10 protein-coding genes are annotated in these 15825 nt (G+C 73.7%); 3 read left to right on the top strand and 7 right to left on the bottom strand.

The window, feature by feature from the left end; genetic code table 11:
• Positions 1-48 precede the first annotated feature (48 nt).
• From OHS33_RS09395 to OHS33_RS09365, 7 genes are read right to left on the bottom strand one after another with little or no spacing between them, the layout of a single operon-like run.
• The gene (locus OHS33_RS09395; protein WP_330329919.1) at positions 49-870 is read right to left on the bottom strand and encodes an HpcH/HpaI aldolase/citrate lyase family protein; all 822 of its coding nucleotides are present in this window, start codon (positions 868-870) and stop codon (positions 49-51) included.
• Complete coding sequence (locus OHS33_RS09390; protein WP_330329918.1) at positions 867-2081, bottom strand: CaiB/BaiF CoA transferase family protein; 1215 nt, start codon at positions 2079-2081, stop codon at positions 867-869. The genes OHS33_RS09395 and OHS33_RS09390 overlap by 4 nt, the downstream gene beginning before the upstream one ends.
• On the bottom strand, positions 2078-2983 hold the full coding sequence (gene rbsK, locus OHS33_RS09385; RefSeq protein ID WP_330329917.1) for a ribokinase: 906 nt from the start codon (positions 2981-2983) through the stop codon (positions 2078-2080). The genes OHS33_RS09390 and rbsK overlap by 4 nt, the downstream gene beginning before the upstream one ends.
• Positions 2980-4617 (bottom strand): ADP-ribosylglycohydrolase family protein, encoded by a 1638-nt coding sequence (locus OHS33_RS09380; protein ID WP_330329916.1) that lies wholly within the window; start codon positions 4615-4617, stop codon positions 2980-2982. The genes rbsK and OHS33_RS09380 overlap by 4 nt, the downstream gene beginning before the upstream one ends.
• Positions 4618-4667: 50 nt before the next feature.
• A complete protein-coding gene (locus OHS33_RS09375; protein WP_330329915.1) occupies positions 4668-5813 on the bottom strand; it encodes an ADP-ribosylglycohydrolase family protein in 1146 nt (381 codons plus the stop codon).
• A 7-nt stretch (positions 5814-5820) separates the two neighbouring features.
• Positions 5821-7305: an ADP-ribosylglycohydrolase family protein gene (locus OHS33_RS09370; RefSeq protein WP_330329914.1), complete on the bottom strand. Its 1485-nt coding sequence runs from the start codon at positions 7303-7305 to the stop codon at positions 5821-5823.
• Positions 7302-8336 carry an ADP-ribosylglycohydrolase family protein gene (locus OHS33_RS09365; protein WP_330329913.1) on the bottom strand — a complete coding sequence of 345 codons (1035 nt, stop codon included), beginning with the start codon at positions 8334-8336 and terminating at the stop codon, positions 7302-7304. The genes OHS33_RS09370 and OHS33_RS09365 overlap by 4 nt, the downstream gene beginning before the upstream one ends.
• A 281-nt stretch (positions 8337-8617) precedes the next feature.
• On the opposite strand from OHS33_RS09365, the gene OHS33_RS09360 reads away from it, so the two are divergent.
• The 3 genes from OHS33_RS09360 to OHS33_RS09350 all read left to right on the top strand — a co-directional run bounded on the left by OHS33_RS09360 (position 8618) and on the right by OHS33_RS09350 (position 15778).
• A complete protein-coding gene (locus OHS33_RS09360; protein WP_330329912.1) occupies positions 8618-9349 on the top strand; it encodes a VIT1/CCC1 transporter family protein in 732 nt (243 codons plus the stop codon).
• A 407-nt stretch (positions 9350-9756) separates the two neighbouring features.
• Positions 9757-14325 (top strand): glutamate synthase large subunit, encoded by a 4569-nt coding sequence (gene gltB / locus OHS33_RS09355; protein ID WP_330334975.1) that lies wholly within the window; start codon positions 9757-9759, stop codon positions 14323-14325.
• Complete coding sequence (locus tag OHS33_RS09350; protein ID WP_330329911.1) at positions 14318-15778, top strand: glutamate synthase subunit beta; 1461 nt, start codon at positions 14318-14320, stop codon at positions 15776-15778. Before gltB ends, OHS33_RS09350 begins: the two co-directional genes overlap by 8 nt.
• Positions 15779-15825: the final 47 nt, after the last annotated feature.

Genomic DNA, 15825 nt, shown 5'->3' with positions numbered 1-15825 from the left:
CCGGCGGAGCACGCGCATGTGTGCCCGGGCAGGCTCAGGACAGGCTGCTCAGGACAAGACCCGGGACTCCCGCCGGGACAGCGCCATGATCTGCTCCGCGCCCGCCAGTACCGCCGCGTCCACGAAGCGGCCGTCCGGGAGGGCCTGGGCGCCCGGGGTGCGGCGGGCCGCCGCGACGATCTGCTCGGCGGCCGCGACCTCCGCCGACCCGGGGAGGTAGGCCCTTTCGATCACGGGGAGCTGGCGCGGGTGGATCGCGGCCCGGCCCAGGAAGCCCAGGGCCCGGCCCCGGGCGCAGGACTCCGCCAGCGCCTCCAGATCGCGGATGTCCGGGAAGACGGACTGCGGCGGGGGCGCGAGCCCGGCCGCCCGGGCCGCCACCACCACCCGCGAGCGCGGCCAGTCGAGCCCCGCGTCGGCGCTCACCCCGAGGTCCGCCCGCAGGTCCGACTCGCCGAGGGAGAGCCCGCGCAGGGCCGGGTGGGCGCGGGCGATCTCGTACGCGCGCTCCACGCCCAGCGCCGATTCCAGCAGCGCGTACAGCGCCACCCCGCCGGTCCGGTCCGCGACCGCGCCGATCTGTTCCGGCGCGGTGATCTTGGGCAGCCGCAGCCCCGAGAGGCCGTGCAGCCCGGACAGCGCGGTGAGGTCGGCCAGCGCCCAGGGCGTGTCCAGGGCGTTCACCCGGACGTACACCGGAGTGGGGGGCCGGTGCCGGAGCAGCTCCGCCGTGGCCGCGCGGGCGTACTCCTTGCGGGAGACCGGTACCGCGTCCTCCAGGTCCACGATCACCGCGTCGGCGCCGGCGCCGAGCGCCTTCGCGACCACCTCCGGGCGGTCCCCGGGTACGTACAGCCAGGTCAGGATCACAGTGCTCCTTCGGTCCGCAGGACGTCGATCTCCGCCCCGGACAAGCCCAGTTCGGCCAGCACCGCCTCGGTGTCCGCGCCGTGCGCGCGGCCCGCCCAGCGGATCGACCCCGGCGTCTCGGAGAGCCGGAAGAGGACGTTCTGCATCCGCAGCGGGCCGAGGTCCGGGTCGTCGACCTCGGTGACCGTGTCCAGGGCCGCGAACTGCGGATCGGCCATCACGTCGCGCACGTCGTAGACCGGCGCGACCGCCGCCTGCGCCTCCTCGAAGGCGGCGATCACCTCGTCCGCCTTGTGCCGGGCGATCCAGGAGCCGACCGCCTCGTCCAGGACGGCCGCGTGCGCGGCCCGCCCCGAGCCCGTCGCGAACCACGGCTCGCCGGTCAGCTCCGGCCGCCCGACCAGCCGCACCACCCGCTCCGCGATCGACTGGGCCGAGGTGGAGACGGCCAGCCAGCGCCCGTCCGCGCTGCGGTAGGTGTTGCGCGGCGCGTTGTTCGTGGACCGGTTGCCGGTGCGCGGCTGTACGTAGCCGAGCTGGTCGTACCAGAGGGGGTGCGGGCCGAGGACCGTCAGGATCGGCTCGATGATCGCGAGGTCCACGACCTGCCCGGCCCCGGTGCGGTCGCGGCCCGCGAGCGCGGCCATCACGGCGTACGCGGTGGCCAGCGCCGCGATCGAGTCCGCGAGCCCGAACGGCGGCAGGGTCGGCGGCCCGTCGGGCTCCCCGGTCATCGCGGCGAAGCCGCTCATCGCCTCGGCGAGGGTGCCGAAGCCCGGGCGGTGGGCGTACGGGCCGAACTGGCCGAAGCCGGTCACCCGGGTCAGTACCAGCCGGGGATTGACGGCGGACAGCTCCGCCCAGCCCAGCCCCCACTTCTCCAGGGTGCCGGGCCGGAAGTTCTCGATGACCACGTCCGACTCCGCGGCCAGGCGCAGCAGCACCGCGCGGCCGCCGGGCGTGGACAGGTCGAGGGTCATGGTCCGCTTGTTGCGGCCCAGCAGCTTCCACCACAGGCCGATGCCGTCCTTGGCCGGGCCGTGGCCGCGGGACGGGTCGGGGCGCCGGGGGTGTTCGACCTTGACGACCTCGGCGCCGAAGTCGCCGAGCAGGGTGGCGGCCAGCGGTCCGGCGAAGAGGGTGGCCAGGTCGAGGACGCGCAGCCCGGCAAGCGGGCCGGTACCCGGCGGCGTGTTCTCGCTTTCGTTCACGGCCGGGGTCCGGTGCCCGCGAAGGCGTCGGTCTCGGCGCGCGACGGCATCGAGTCCTGGGCACCGGCCCGCTGTACGGACAGCGCGGCCGCCGCCGAGGCCCAGGCCAGGGCCGCACGCATGGTGCGTCCCTCGCCGAGTGCCACGGCGAGCGCGCCGACGAAGGTGTCCCCTGCCGCGGTGGTGTCCACGGGCCGGACCCGGGGCGCGGGCACGGTGTACGGAGCCTGCCCGCGCGCCGCGTGCAGGGCCCCGGCCGCGCCGAGCGTGATCACCACCTCCGGCACGTCGTGCAGCAGGGCCTCGGCCGCCTGCCCGGGATCGGTGAACCCGGTGAGGGCGGCCGCCTCGTGCTCGTTGGGCACCAACAGGTCGATGGTGGCCAGGAGTTCGGCGGGCAGCGGCTGCGCGGGGGCCGGCGTGAGGACCGTACGCACCCCGTGGGCGCGGGCGGTGCGGGCGCCCGACAGGACGGCGGACAGCGGCAGTTCGAGCTGGAGGAGCAGGGAGTCGCAGGCGGCGATCCGGGACGCGTCGCCGTCCTCCAGGCCGGTGACGCGGGCGTTCGCGCCCGGGATCACGATGATCGAGTTGCCGCCCTCGTCGTCCACGGTGATGTGCGCGGTCCCGCTGGAACCCTCGACGGTGCGCAGCGCCGCCGTCTCGACCCCGGACGCGGAGAGCGCGGCGCGCAGCCGTACGCCGAAGGAGTCCGCGCCGACCGCCCCGATCATCGTCACCTCCCCGCCGCTGAGGGCCGCGGCGACGGCCTGGTTGGCGCCCTTGCCGCCGGGGACGGTGCGGAACTCGCGGCCGGTGACGGTCTCTCCGAGGCGGGGGGCCTTGGGGACGTAGGCGACGAGGTCCATGTTGGTGCTGCCGAGCACGGCGATGGCCGTCATGAGCGTGCTGCCTCCTGTGCGGTGAGGTGGGCGAGGGTGTCGAACCCGACGCCGTCGAAGCCGGGGACGCTGGTCGCGAGCCGGTTCTTGAGGGGGCCGGTCCAGCGGTGCGGGAGCCGGTCGGGGGAGCCGGCCAGCAGACCGGCGAGGGCGCCCGCCGTCGCGCCGTTGGAATCGGTGTCCCAGCCGCCGGACACGGCGCGGCAGACGGAGTGCGTGAAGTCGCCGTCGGCGTGCGTGAGGGCGGCCGCGATCAGGGCGGTGTTGGGGACGGCGTGCACCCAGTGGTAGTGGCCGTAGCGCTGGTGCAGCCGGTCGACCACGTCGTCGAAGCGGGCGTGCGCGTGCGCGTGGGCGCGGGCCTCCCGGACGGCGAACCGGACCGCCTCGGCGAGGCGCGAGCGCGGCGGTACGACGGCCAGTCCGGCGGCGATCGCGCCGTGCACGTCGGCTCCGGGGGAGGCCGCGGCGGCCGTGGCGGCGGCGATGAAGAGGGCGGCGTAGACGCCGTTCCCGGTGTGCGTGAGGACCGCGTCCCGGTGGGCCTGGGCCGCGGCGGCGACCGGATCGCCGGGGTTCGTCCAGCCGTGGACGTCGGCCCGGATGAGGGCGCCGATCCACTCGCGGAACGGATTGTGGTGGGTGGCCGTGGCGGGAGGCTCCAGGCCGAGCAGCAGATTGCGGTACGCGGCCCGCTCGGCGGTGAAGGTCCGCCCGGCGGGCAGCTCGTCGAGCCAGAGCCGGGCCACGTCGGCGGTGGTGAACCGCTTGCCGTGGCGCTGGAGCAGGAGCAGGTTCAGGAGGGGGTAGTTGAGGTCGTCGTCCTCGGGGGTCCCGTCGATGTTCTCGGCGAGGGAGGTGGGCGCGGAGCGGCGGTTCCAGGGGTACGCGGCGAGCAGCTCCGCGGGGACCCCGCGGGCGGTGAACCAGTCGTCCAGCGGCCAGTTCCCGGCGGCCCGGCCCAGCGCGCGGATCCCGGCGAGCGGCAGCTTCTCGACGGGCTTCCCGAGCACGCACCCCACGGCCCGCCCCAGCCAGGCGGCCTCCAGCCGAGCCGCCTCCGGCGAGGTGGCCGGGGTGCGGGCGCGGGGCGCGGCCGTGCGCTTGCCCCCGGGCCCGGCCCCGGCCCGAGGCTCGGCCTCGGGTGCGTCCTCGGGCCCGGCCCCGGCCCGAGACACCGCCCTGGGCACGTGCATGGCCCCGGCCTCGGGTGCGGCGCCGTACCGGAGTGCGGGGGCGGTCTCCGGCGGGGTTCCGGGGCGGGAGGCCGGGGGCCAGGTGGTGGTGATGGCGGGCCAGGGGTCCGGTTCGGCTGCCGAGGCGGGGCGGGGGAGGGCGGCCAGGTCGGCCAGGAGGCGGTCGGCCAGGGCGCGCAGCTCAGGGGTGGCGGGGGTGGGCGAGGCGCCCGCCCGGGTGGGCGCCGGGTGGCCGCCCGCCGCCAGCCAGGCCCGCCGCAGGGGCTCCGCGGCCGGGCCCCGCCCGTCCTCGGCGGCCTGGCGCAACTCGTGCCCGACCAGGTCCTCGGGCTGCGCCCAGCTCAGCCGGATGGCCCCGGCCGCGGCCCCGGCCCGGTGTACGGGCGCGGACTCCGGGGGCGTACCGATGGCCCGGGGCGGGGCCGTACCCGTACCCATACCCATACCCGTACCCGTACCCGCGCTCGTGCCCGGGGTCTGCCGTGGGGTCACTGGAGGGGGGCGATCGTGGTGAAGGCGGATTCGTGGGCGCGGCGGCGGGTGAGGTCGAGGGCGAAGACCTCGCGGGCCACCCGGGCCAGGGCTGCCGCGGGGGCGTGCAGGTCCAGTCGGCTCGCCTCCGCGACCTCCTTCGCCCAGGCCCGCGGTACCACCGCCGCACCGCCCATCGCTCCGGCCAGCGCCCCCGCCATCGTGGCGATCGAGTCGCAGTCCCGCCCGTAGTTGACCGCCCCGAGCACGGCGGGCTCGTACCGCCCGTCCGCGACCAGCAGCATGCCCAGCGCGACCGGGAGTTCCTCGATCGCGTGCAGCCGGGACGGCCGCCGGGCGCCGAGCGAGGGCGTGCGGTAGTCCGGGCCGACCGAGTCGTACGGGGCCACCGCGGCCCGCAGCGGCCCGAGCGCCGACTCGACGTCCCGGTGCGGGGACGCGGCTTCGGCGACCGCCGCGATCGCGGACCGGGTGCCGTCCTTGGACAGGGAGAGCGCCGCAGCGACCACCGAGGCAGCCGTCGCCCCCGGCGCGCACGCCGCCGCCACCGCCGCCGCGAACACCCCGGCGGCCTCCCGCCCGTACGACGACTGGTGGGCGCCCGCGATGTCCAGCGCCTCCGCGTAGGCACCCGCCGGATTGCCCGCGTTGACGATGCCGACCGGCGCCATGTACATCGCGGCCCCGCAGTTGACGATGTTGCCGCTGCCCGCCTCGCGCGGGTCCACGTGCCCGTAGTGGAGCCGGGTCACGATCCACTTCTCGGCGAGGAAGATCCGTTGCAGGGGCAGGGCCTCGGCCTCCAGTTCCGGGATCCAGCGCGGCCGCGTCATCAGGTCGGGGACGAGGTGGTCGGCGACCGCGTAGGCGTCCAGGTGGTCGCGTACCGCCTCGTAGACGCGTACCAGCGCGTGCGCCATCAAGGTGTCGTCCGTGACGTGGCCGTCGCCCTTGTGATACGGCGCGATCGGGCGCGCGGTGCGCCAGTCCTCGTACCAGGGGCCGACGATGCCGTGCACCCGGCCGCCGTGCCGTTCCACGATCTGGTCCGGGGACCAGCCCTCCACCGGGCCGCCGAGCGCGTCCCCGACGGCCGCGCCGACCAGGCAGCCGGCCGCCCGGTCCTCAAGAGTGAGGGTCATGTCCGAATCATCCCCTGGGGTGGTGGGTGCTGTGGGTCTTGGGTGAGGTGAGTTCCGTACGCGCGAGCAGGGCGGCGAGTGCCACGAGGTCGGTACCGGCGAGGCGGGGCAGCGCGCAGCCCGACAGGATGCGGCAGGCGTCGCGCCAGGCCGGCGCGATCGAGTCGCCGCCGCCGAGGGCGCCGGTCAGCGCCCCGGCGAGGGCGGGGGCCGAGTCCGCGACCCGGGACAGGCAGGCCGCCGCCGGTACCGCTTCGGCGACCCGGCCGCGGGCGGCGGTGGTCAGGGCCAGGGCGACGGGGACGGTCTCGGCGGCGGCGATGCCGTAGCTGTAGACGTGGTCCACGATCTGGTGCTCCAGCAGCGGCACGATGGCGAAGGCGCCGCCGTCGGGGTTCGCGCGGGCGAGCGCGACGGCGTGCCGGGCGTTGCGGCCGATCTCGGTTCCGGCGGGGAGCCGGCCGAGCGCGGCGTCCACGGCGGCGTCCGTACCCGCCCCCGCCAGGGCGGTGGCGATGGCGGCGGCCATCGCGCGGGCGCCGTGCACGCCGTCGCCGTCCTGGGTGTAGCGGGCGTCGAACTCGGCGAGGTCGGCGGCCGCCTCCGGGTCCCCGGGGTGGACGACCGCGAGGACGCAGGCCCGGACGCAGGCGGCGTCGTCGAAGTAGTGCGGGTTGTCGTGGCCCGTGGCGGGCGGGCGCAGTCCGGCGGCGAGATTGCCGAGGCCCGCGCGTACGGAGATCCGCGCGCGCAGCGGCAGCACCGCCGACTCGACCTCGGGGGCCCGGTCGGCGGCCGCCGCGACCTCGCTGGCCAGGGCGTTCCAGGCCAGGTCGATGGCGGCCCGCATCCGGCGGGAGCGGCTCAGATCGCTCAGCAGCGCGCCGGCGGCGGTGAGCACGGACTCGGCGGCGAAGGCCGCCCACTCGGCGTCGTCGCTCGGGCCGAGGCGCAGGGGTTCGGGGGGCTGGTTGAGGGCGATGGGGACGGGGAGGGTGGTGGTGGCGTTCTGCTCGGCGAAGGTGTCCAGCTCGCGGGTGAGGCGGCGGGTCCACTCGGGCATCCGGCTGGCCCGGTGCCGGGCGGCGGGCCACCCGGCCGCGTCCCCCGCGGCGAGCCCGAGCAGCAACCCCTCGATCCGCCGCCCCCCATCACCCCCGCCGTCCGGCCCGGCCCCGGCCGGGGCCTGCGGCCCGGTCGTGGCCCCGGGTCCGTCCTCGGCCGTACGGTCCTCCGCGCGGGCCCCGGCCGTGAGACCGTCCGGGGTGGCCGCCCGGGGATGCCCGACGACCGTGCCCGGCTCGCCGGAGCGGGCGCCCGCGGGGCAGACGTCCGCCTGGGCCTGATCCGTGCCCGCGAGACGGGCGTCCGCCGGGGCCGGTACCGGGCCCGCGCCCCGTTCCGGGCCCGCGCCCGGGTCCGTACCGGGGAGCCGTTCCAGGTCTGGGCGCGGGGGGTCGGTGGGTGGGGGCGGGGAGAGCGGGGTGGTCATCTGGGGGGCTCGGTTTCCGGGGTGAGGAGGTCCGCGATGTCCAGGACGTGGTAGCCCCGCATCGAGGGCAGGCAGCTGCCCCGGACCGGGCCGATCACCGAGGACCACGCGGCGGGGATGGCGGCGGCTCCGGACAGCGCGCCGGCCAGGGCGCCCGCGACGGCCGCCGTGGTGTCGGCGTCGCGGCCCATGTTGACGGCGGTCAGGACGGAGCCCGCGAAGTCCCCGCCGCACGAGGCGAAGGCGCCGAAGGCCAGGCCCACCGCCTCCGGCGCCAGGTCCGTCCACGGGTAGCCGCCGATGACCACCGCGGAGCGCACCGCCCGTTCGCCGCGCGGGGCGGCGGTCACGGCCCGGCGCAGGGAGCGGGCGGTCCAGGAGTCCGAGGGGATGACGGACAGGGCCGCGGAGACCACCGAGGCCGGGGATCCGCCCGCCATGGCCGCGGCCACGCCCGCCGCGACGGCCTGGCCGCCGTAGATGCCCTCGCCGTCGTGGCTGACGGAGCCGTCGATCGCGACGAGCCGGGCGGCCTCGGCGGGGCGTCCGGCCGCGAAGACCCCGAACGGGGCGGCCCGCATGGCCAGTCCGTCCGACCACGCGTGCCGGTGCTGCGCGGAGATCGGCGCGGCGAGCCCCCGCCGCAGGTTCTCCAGGGTGCCGCGCTCCGAGAAGCCCGCGCCCCGGAAGGGGCCTTCGTCCAGGTCCGCGATCCAGTGGTGCCAGGCCCGTTCGACGTGCGCGACGGTGAGCGCCGACCCGTGCCGGGCCAGCAGCAGGCCGGAGAAGATCGCGTACTCGGTGTCGTCCGTACCGGCCGGGTCGTCCGACACGAAGCCTTCGATACGGCCCCACTTGGCCCGGATCTCGGACGGCTTCATGTTCTCCGCCGGAGCGCCCAGCGCGTCGCCCACCGCGAGACCGAGCAGGGCACCCCGCGCCCGGTCCAGTACGACCCGTAGGCCCGGCTCCGGACCTGCCTGCGGATGCGACTCCGGATGCGACCGCGGATTGGATGCAATCAGCTCCATGGGCGCGCCTCTCCACTTGGTGGAACTCATGATGAGCCCATGGGGGATTTGTGCCATGGCATCGGGTTTGTCGGTTGCCGCGAAACACCCGTCGAACCCTCCCGTCACCCGGTCGCCGAGGGACGAAAGCCCTGGTAAGTACGGCCTACCTTGCTGGCGGAGCCCAGAAATCGTGCGTAGTTTCGAGGTGTTCAGGGGGAGTGGGTGCCTGCACATGGCCCGGGCATTCCCGTGCCGTACTCACGCGCGCCCATTCACACGCAATTGGGGAGTTACGCCACATGTCCATTATCGACACCGAAGCGCCGCTGCACGGGGCCCACCGCGACAACCACACCCACCGTGACGTCAACGGTGGCTGGCTGCGCCCGGCCGTCTTCGGTGCCATGGACGGACTGGTCTCCAACCTCGCCCTGATGACCGGTGTGGCGGGCGGTGCGGTCGCGACGCAGACCATCGTCATCACCGGGCTCGCGGGCCTGGCCGCGGGCGCGTTCTCGATGGCGGCCGGTGAGTACACCTCGGTCGCCTCCCAGCGGGAGCTGGTCCTCGCCGAGCTGGACATCGAGCGCCAGCAGCTGAAGAAGCACCCCGTCGACGAGATGGAGGAGCTGGCCGAGCTGTACGTCTCGCGCGGGGTCGACCCGTCCCTCGCCCGCGAGGTCGCGATGCAGCTGTCCCGCGACCCCGAGCAGGCGCTGGAGATCCACGCCCGCGAGGAGCTGGGCATCGACCCGGACGACCTGCCCTCGCCGCTGGTCGCCGCGGTCTCGTCGTTCGGCGCCTTCGCGCTGGGCGCGCTGCTGCCCGTACTGCCGTACCTGCTCGGCGCGACCGCGCTGTGGCCCGCGGTGCTGCTGGCGCTGGTGGGTCTGTTCCTGTGCGGTGCGGTCGTTTCCCGGGTCACCGCCCGGTCGTGGTGGTACAGCGGCCTGCGCCAGCTGCTCCTGGGTGGCGCGGCGGCGGGTGTGACGTACATCCTGGGCACGTGGATCGGTGGCGTCGTAGGCTGACCACCCCCCGAAGGGTGAGACACTATGCAGTAAGCAGCATAAGTAGTTCATGGCTGGTTCATTACTCGCCGGTTTCGATCGGTTTCGATCGCATGTCCGGCGGGCATGAGGTGTAGGGCGGTTGGGCAATGATGCCCGGCCCGCACGGGACTTCCGCCTCCGCGCAGGGACTTCCGCCTCGCGTATTCGCCCGCGTAGGTCCCCTCTTTCCGTTTCGCGCAGTGTCCGCATGCTGGAACGCGATATCCGGTTCCCGGGATTGCCGCCATCATGTAACCTGCACGAAATTTCGCAGAGGGCCAACGTCGTCCCTCGGCTATGCATATGCCACGACGACGACGGGAGTCCCGATGCGTTCCGCATCCACGCACTCCGCGACCGGCCCCAGCACCACCGCCTGGTCGCCCATGGACGGTCGCCCCGCCCAGCAGGGCATGTACGACCCGCGCAACGAGCACGACGCCTGCGGCGTCGGTTTCGTGGCCAACCTCACCGGCGAGGCCAGCCACACGCTGGTCGAGCAGGCGCTGACCGTACTGCGGAACCTCGAGCACCGCGGCGCCACCGGCTCCGAGCCCGATTCGGGCGACGGCGCCGGAATCCTCTGCCAGGTCCCCGACGCGTTCCTGCGCGAGGTGGCCGGATTCGAGCTTCCCGAGGCCGGCGCCTACGCCGTCGGCATCGCATTCCTCCCCGCCGACGGCCCCGCACAGGCCGTCGCCGTGGAGCAGATCGAGGCCATCGCCGCCGAGGAGCACCTCACCGTGCTCGGCTGGCGCGAGGTGCCGGTCGCCCCCGACCTGCTCGGCAACGGCGCCCGCGCCACCATGCCGGCGTTCTCGCAGCTCTTCGTGAGCAACGGCAGCACCGGCATCGAGCTGGACCGCAAGGCGTTCGTGCTGCGCAAGCGCGCCGAGCGCGAGGCGGGCGTCTACTTCCCGTCGCTGTCCGCCCGCACCATCGTCTACAAGGGCATGCTGACCACCGGCCAGCTGGAGCCCTTCTTCCCGGACCTCTCCGACCGTCGCTTCGCCTCGACGCTCGCCCTGGTCCACTCGCGGTTCTCGACGAACACCTTCCCGTCCTGGCCGCTCGCCCACCCGTACCGCTTCGTCGCGCACAACGGCGAGATCAACACGGTCAAGGGCAACCGCAACTGGATGAAGGCCCGCGAGTCCCAGCTGGCTTCAGAGGCCTTCGGAGAGGGCGCGCTGGAGCGGATCTTCCCGATCTGCACCCCCGACGCCTCCGACTCGGCGTCCTTCGACGAGGTCCTGGAGCTGCTCCACCTCGGCGGCCGTTCGCTCCCGCACAGCGTGCTGATGATGATCCCCGAGGCGTGGGAGAACCACACCTCGATGGACCCCGACCGCCGCGCCTTCTACCAGTACCACTCCACGCTGATGGAGCCCTGGGACGGCCCGGCCTGCGTCACCTTCACCGACGGCACCCAGGTCGGCGCGGTCCTCGACCGCAACGGTCTGCGCCCCGGCCGCTACTGGGTCACCGACGACGGCCTCGTCGTCCTGGGCTCCGAGGTCGGCGTCCTCGACATCGACCCGGCCAAGGTCGTCCGCAAGGGCCGCCTGCAGCCCGGCAAGATGTTCCTCGTCGACACCGCCCAGAAGCGGATCATCGAAGACGACGAGATCAAGGCAGACCTCGCGGGCGCGGCGCCGTACGCCGAGTGGCTCGAAGCCGGTGAGATCGAGCTGGAGGACCTCCCCGAGCGCGAGCACATCGTGCACACCCACGCCTCGGTCACCCGCCGCCAGCAGACCTTCGGGTACACCGAGGAAGAGCTGAAGGTCATCCTGGCGCCGATGGCCCGGACCGGCGGCGAGCCGCTCGGTTCCATGGGCACGGACTCGCCGATCGCGGCCTTGTCCGAGCGCCCCCGGCTGCTCTTCGACTACTTCACCCAGCTCTTCGCGCAGGTCACCAACCCGCCGCTGGACGCCATCCGCGAGGAGCTCGTCACCTCGCTGCTGTCCTCCCTGGGCCCCGAGGGCAACCTGCTGGAGCCGACCTCCGCGTCGTGCCGCAGCGTCACCCTGCCCTTCCCGGTGATCGACAACGACGAGCTGGCCAAGCTCGTCCACATCAACGCCGACGGCGACATGTCCGGCATGAAGGCCGCCACCCTCTCGGGCCTCTACCGGGTCTCGGGCGGCGGCGAGGCGCTCGCCGCGCGGATCGCGGAGATCCGCGCCGAGGCCGACGCCGCCATCGAGAACGGTGCCCGCCTGATCGTCCTGTCGGACCGGCACTCCGACGCCGAGCACGCGCCGATCCCCTCGCTGCTGCTCACCTCCGCGGTCCACCACCACCTCATCGCCACCAAGCAGCGCACCCAGGTGGGGCTGCTGATAGAGGCCGGTGACGTCCGCGAGGTCCACCACGTCGCCCTGCTCATCGGCTACGGCGCGGCCGCGGTCAACCCGTACCTGGCGATGGAGTCCGTCGAGGACCTGCTGCGCGCGGGCACCTTCCTGTCGGACCTGGAGCCCGAGCAGGCCATCAAGAACCTGATCTACGCGCTCGGCAAGGGCGTCCTGAAGGTCATGTCCAAGATGGGTATCTCCACGGTCGCCTCCTACCGCGGCGCCCAGGTCTTCGAGGCCATCGGCCTCAACGACGACTTCGTGGGTACGTACTTCAGCGGCACCGCCACCAAGATCGGCGGCGCCGGCCTGGACGTCATCGCCAAGGAGGTGGCCGCGCGCCACGCCAAGGCGTACCCGGCCTCCGGCATCGCCCCGGCGCACCGCGCGCTGGACATCGGCGGCGAGTACCAGTGGCGCCGCGAGGGCGAGCCGCACCTGTTCGACCCGGACACGGTGTTCCGCCTCCAGCACGCCACCCGCAACCGCCGGTACGACATCTTCAAGCAGTACACGGACCGGGTGAACGAGCAGTCCGAGCGGCTGATGACGCTCCGCGGGCTCTTCGGCTTCAAGACGGGTGAGAACGGCGGCGAGGGCTCCGGCGCCCGCCCGTCCATCTCGATCGACGAGGTCGAGTCGGTCGCCGACATCGTCAAGCGCTTCTCCACCGGCGCCATGTCGTACGGATCCATCTCCAGCGAGGCTCACGAGACCCTCGCCATCGCCATGAACCAGCTGGGCGCCAAGTCCAACACCGGTGAGGGCGGCGAGGACCCGGACCGCCTGTACGACCCGGCCCGCCGCTCGGCGATCAAGCAGGTCGCCTCCGGCCGCTTCGGCGTCACCAGCGAGTACCTGGTCAACGCGGACGACATCCAGATCAAGATGGCGCAGGGCGCCAAGCCCGGCGAGGGCGGCCAGCTGCCCGGCCACAAGGTCTACCCGTGGGTCGCCAAGACCCGGCACTCCACCCCGGGCGTCGGTCTGATCTCCCCGCCGCCGCACCACGACATCTACTCCATCGAGGACCTGGCTCAGCTGATCCACGACCTCAAGAACGCCAACCCGGCGGCCCGCATCCACGTGAAGCTGGTCTCCGAGGTCGGTGTCGGCACCGTCGCCGCCGGTGTCTCCAAGGCGCACGCGGACGTCGTCCTCATCTCCGGCCACGACGGCGGTACGGGCGCCTCCCCGCTCACCTCCCTCAAGCACGCGGGCGGTCCCTGGGAGCTCGGCCTCGCCGAGACCCAGCAGACGCTGCTGCTCAACGGCCTGCGCGACCGTATCGTCGTCCAGACCGACGGACAGCTGAAGACCGGCCGCGACGTCATCATCGCCGCGCTCCTCGGCGCCGAGGAGTTCGGTTTCGCGACCGCGCCGCTCGTCGTCTCCGGCTGCGTCATGATGCGCGTCTGCCACCTCGACACCTGCCCCGTCGGCATCGCCACGCAGAACCCGGTGCTGCGCGAGCGGTTCTCCGGCAAGCCCGAATTCGTCGTGAACTTCTTCGAGTTCATCGCGGAGGAGGTGCGCGAGCTGCTCGCCGAGCTGGGCTTCCGTACGATCGAGGAGGCCGTCGGCCACGCCGAACTCCTCGACACCACCAAGGCCGTCGCGCACTGGAAGGCCCAGGGCCTCGACCTGGACCCGCTCTTCCACGTGCCCGAGCTGGCCGAGGGCGCGGTCCGCCACGCCGTCATCGAGCAGGACCACGGTCTGGCCAAGGCCCTCGACAACGAGCTGATCCGGCTGGCCGCCGACGCGCTGAACGCCCCGAGCGCCGAGGCCGCCCTGCCGGTCCGCGCACGGGTCGCGATCCGCAACATCAACCGGACCGTCGGCACCATGCTCGGCCACGAGGTCACCAAGCGGTTCGGCGGCGCGGGCCTGCCCGACGACACCATCGACCTCACCTTCACGGGTTCGGCCGGCCAGTCCTTCGGCGCCTTCCTGCCGAGCGGTGTCACGCTGCGGCTGGAGGGCGACGCCAACGACTACGTCGGCAAGGGCCTCTCCGGCGGCCGGATCGTGGTCCGCCCGGACCGCGGCGCCGACCACCTGGCCGAGTACTCGACCATCGCGGGCAACACCATCGGCTACGGCGCGACCGGCGGCGAGATGTTCCTGCGCGGCCGCACCGGCGAGCGCTTCTGCGTCCGCAACTCCGGTGCCCTGGTCGTCTCGGAGGGCGTGGGCGACCACGGCTGCGAGTACATGACCGGTGGCCAGGCCGTGGTGCTCGGCGAGACGGGCCGTAACTTCGCGGCCGGCATGTCGGGCGGCGTCGCGTACGTCATCGACCTCGACCCCTGCAACGTCAACGTCGGCAACGCGGGCGCGGTCGAGACCGACCTGTCCGACACCGACAAGCAGTGGCTGCACGATGTGGTGCGCCGCCACGAGGAGGAGACCGGCTCGACCGTGGCCGCCAAGCTCCTCGCTGACTGGTCCGTCTCGGTGGACCGCTTCAGCAAGATCATCCCCACCACGTACAAGGCAGTGCTCGCCGCCAAGGACGCCGCTGAGCGGGCCGGACTCTCCGAGTCCGAGACCACCGAGAAGATGATGGAGGCGGCGACCCATGGCTGACCCGAAGGGCTTCCTCACCACCCCCCGCGAGACCGCCTGTTCCCGTCCCGTCGCCGAGCGGCTGAAGGACTGGAACGAGGTCTACGTCCCGGGCTCGCTGCTGCCGATCATCAGCAAGCAGGCCGGGCGCTGCATGGACTGCGGCATCCCGTTCTGCCACAACGGCTGCCCGCTCGGGAACCTGATCCCCGAGTGGAACGACTTCGCGTACCGCGAGGACTGGACCGCCGCGTCCGAGCGCCTGCACGCCACGAACAACTTCCCGGAGTTCACCGGGCGGCTGTGCCCGGCTCCCTGCGAGTCGGCGTGCGTGCTCGGCATCAACCAGCCCGCCGTCACCATCAAGAACGTCGAAGTCTCGATCATCGACAAGGCGTGGGACAACGGCGACGTCACCCCGCAGCCCCCGGACCGCCTCTCCGGCAAGACCGTCGCCGTCATCGGCTCGGGCCCGGCGGGACTCGCCGCCGCCCAGCAGCTGACGCGGGCCGGTCACACGGTCGCCGTGTACGAGCGCGCCGACCGCATCGGCGGCCTGCTGCGGTACGGCATCCCCGAGTTCAAGATGGAGAAGGTGCACATCAACCGCCGCATCGAGCAGATGCGCGCGGAGGGCACCAAGTTCCGTACGGGCGTCGAGATCGGCCGGGACATCCCGGCCGACGGGCTGCGCCGCCGCTACGACGCGGTCGTCATCGCGGCCGGTGCCACGGTCTCCCGCGACCTCCCGGTCCCGGGCCGCGACCTGAACGGCATCCACTTCGCGATGGAGTACCTGCCGCTCTCGAACAAGGTGCAGGAGGGCGACTTCGTGGCGCCCCCCATCACCGCCGCGGGCAAGCACGTCGTCGTCATCGGCGGCGGCGACACCGGCGCGGACTGCGTGGGCACCGCCCACCGCCAGGGCGCGGCCTCGGTCACCCAGCTGGAGATCATGCCGCGTCCCTCCGAGGACCGGCCCGCCGGCCAGCCGTGGCCGACCTTCCCCATGCTGTACAAGGTCACCTCGGCCCACGAGGAGGGCGGCGAGCGGATCTACTCCGTCTCCACCACCCACTTCGAGGGCGACGAGGACGGCAACGTCCAGTCGCTGCACCTGGTCGAGGTGGCCTTCGAGGACGGCAAGCTCGTCCAGAAGGAGGGCACCGAGCGCGTCCTCCCGGCCCAGCTGGTCACCCTCGCGATGGGCTTCACCGGCACGGACCAGGCCAACGGCCTGGTGGAGCAGTTCGGCCTGGAGCTGGACGCGCGCGGCAACGTGGCGCGGGACGCCTCCTACGCGACCAACGTGGACGGCGTCTTCGTCGCCGGCGACGCGGGCCGCGGCCAGTCCCTGATCGTGTGGGCCATCGCCGAGGGCCGCTCCGCGGCCCGCGGCGTGGACCGCTTCCTGACCGGCGCGAGCACCCTCCCGTACCCGGTCAAGCCGACGGACCGCTCGCTGATGGTGTAACCACCGGCCCCTCCCTCCGGGGAGGGACCACCGGTCCGTCATTACCC

Source organism: Streptomyces sp. NBC_00536 (genome assembly GCF_036346295.1).
In the GTDB taxonomy this organism is placed as follows: Bacteria; Actinomycetota; Actinomycetes; order Streptomycetales; family Streptomycetaceae; genus Streptomyces.
The sequence above is the reverse complement of the archived record's forward strand: the minus strand, read 5'-3'. Positions and strand labels throughout refer to the sequence as shown.

What these genes read in the sequence shown, in the direction of transcription:
- OHS33_RS09360 (WP_330329912.1), top strand. Translation starts at nt 8,618, where the DNA reads ATGTCCATTATCGACACCGAAGCGCCGCTGCACGGGGCCCACCGCGAC.
- gltB (WP_330334975.1), top strand. Translation starts at nt 9,757, where the DNA reads ATGGACGGTCGCCCCGCCCAGCAGGGCATGTACGACCCGCGCAACGAG.
- OHS33_RS09375 (WP_330329915.1), bottom strand. Translation starts at nt 5,813, where the DNA reads ATGACCCTCACTCTTGAGGACCGGGCGGCCGGCTGCCTGGTCGGCGCG.
- rbsK (WP_330329917.1), bottom strand. Translation starts at nt 2,983, where the DNA reads ATGACGGCCATCGCCGTGCTCGGCAGCACCAACATGGACCTCGTCGCC.
- OHS33_RS09350 (WP_330329911.1), top strand. Translation starts at nt 14,318, where the DNA reads ATGGCTGACCCGAAGGGCTTCCTCACCACCCCCCGCGAGACCGCCTGT.
- OHS33_RS09365 (WP_330329913.1), bottom strand. Translation starts at nt 8,336, where the DNA reads ATGGAGCTGATTGCATCCAATCCGCGGTCGCATCCGGAGTCGCATCCG.
- OHS33_RS09370 (WP_330329914.1), bottom strand. Translation starts at nt 7,305, where the DNA reads ATGACCACCCCGCTCTCCCCGCCCCCACCCACCGACCCCCCGCGCCCA.
- OHS33_RS09380 (WP_330329916.1), bottom strand. Translation starts at nt 4,617, where the DNA reads ATGGGTACGGGTACGGCCCCGCCCCGGGCCATCGGTACGCCCCCGGAG.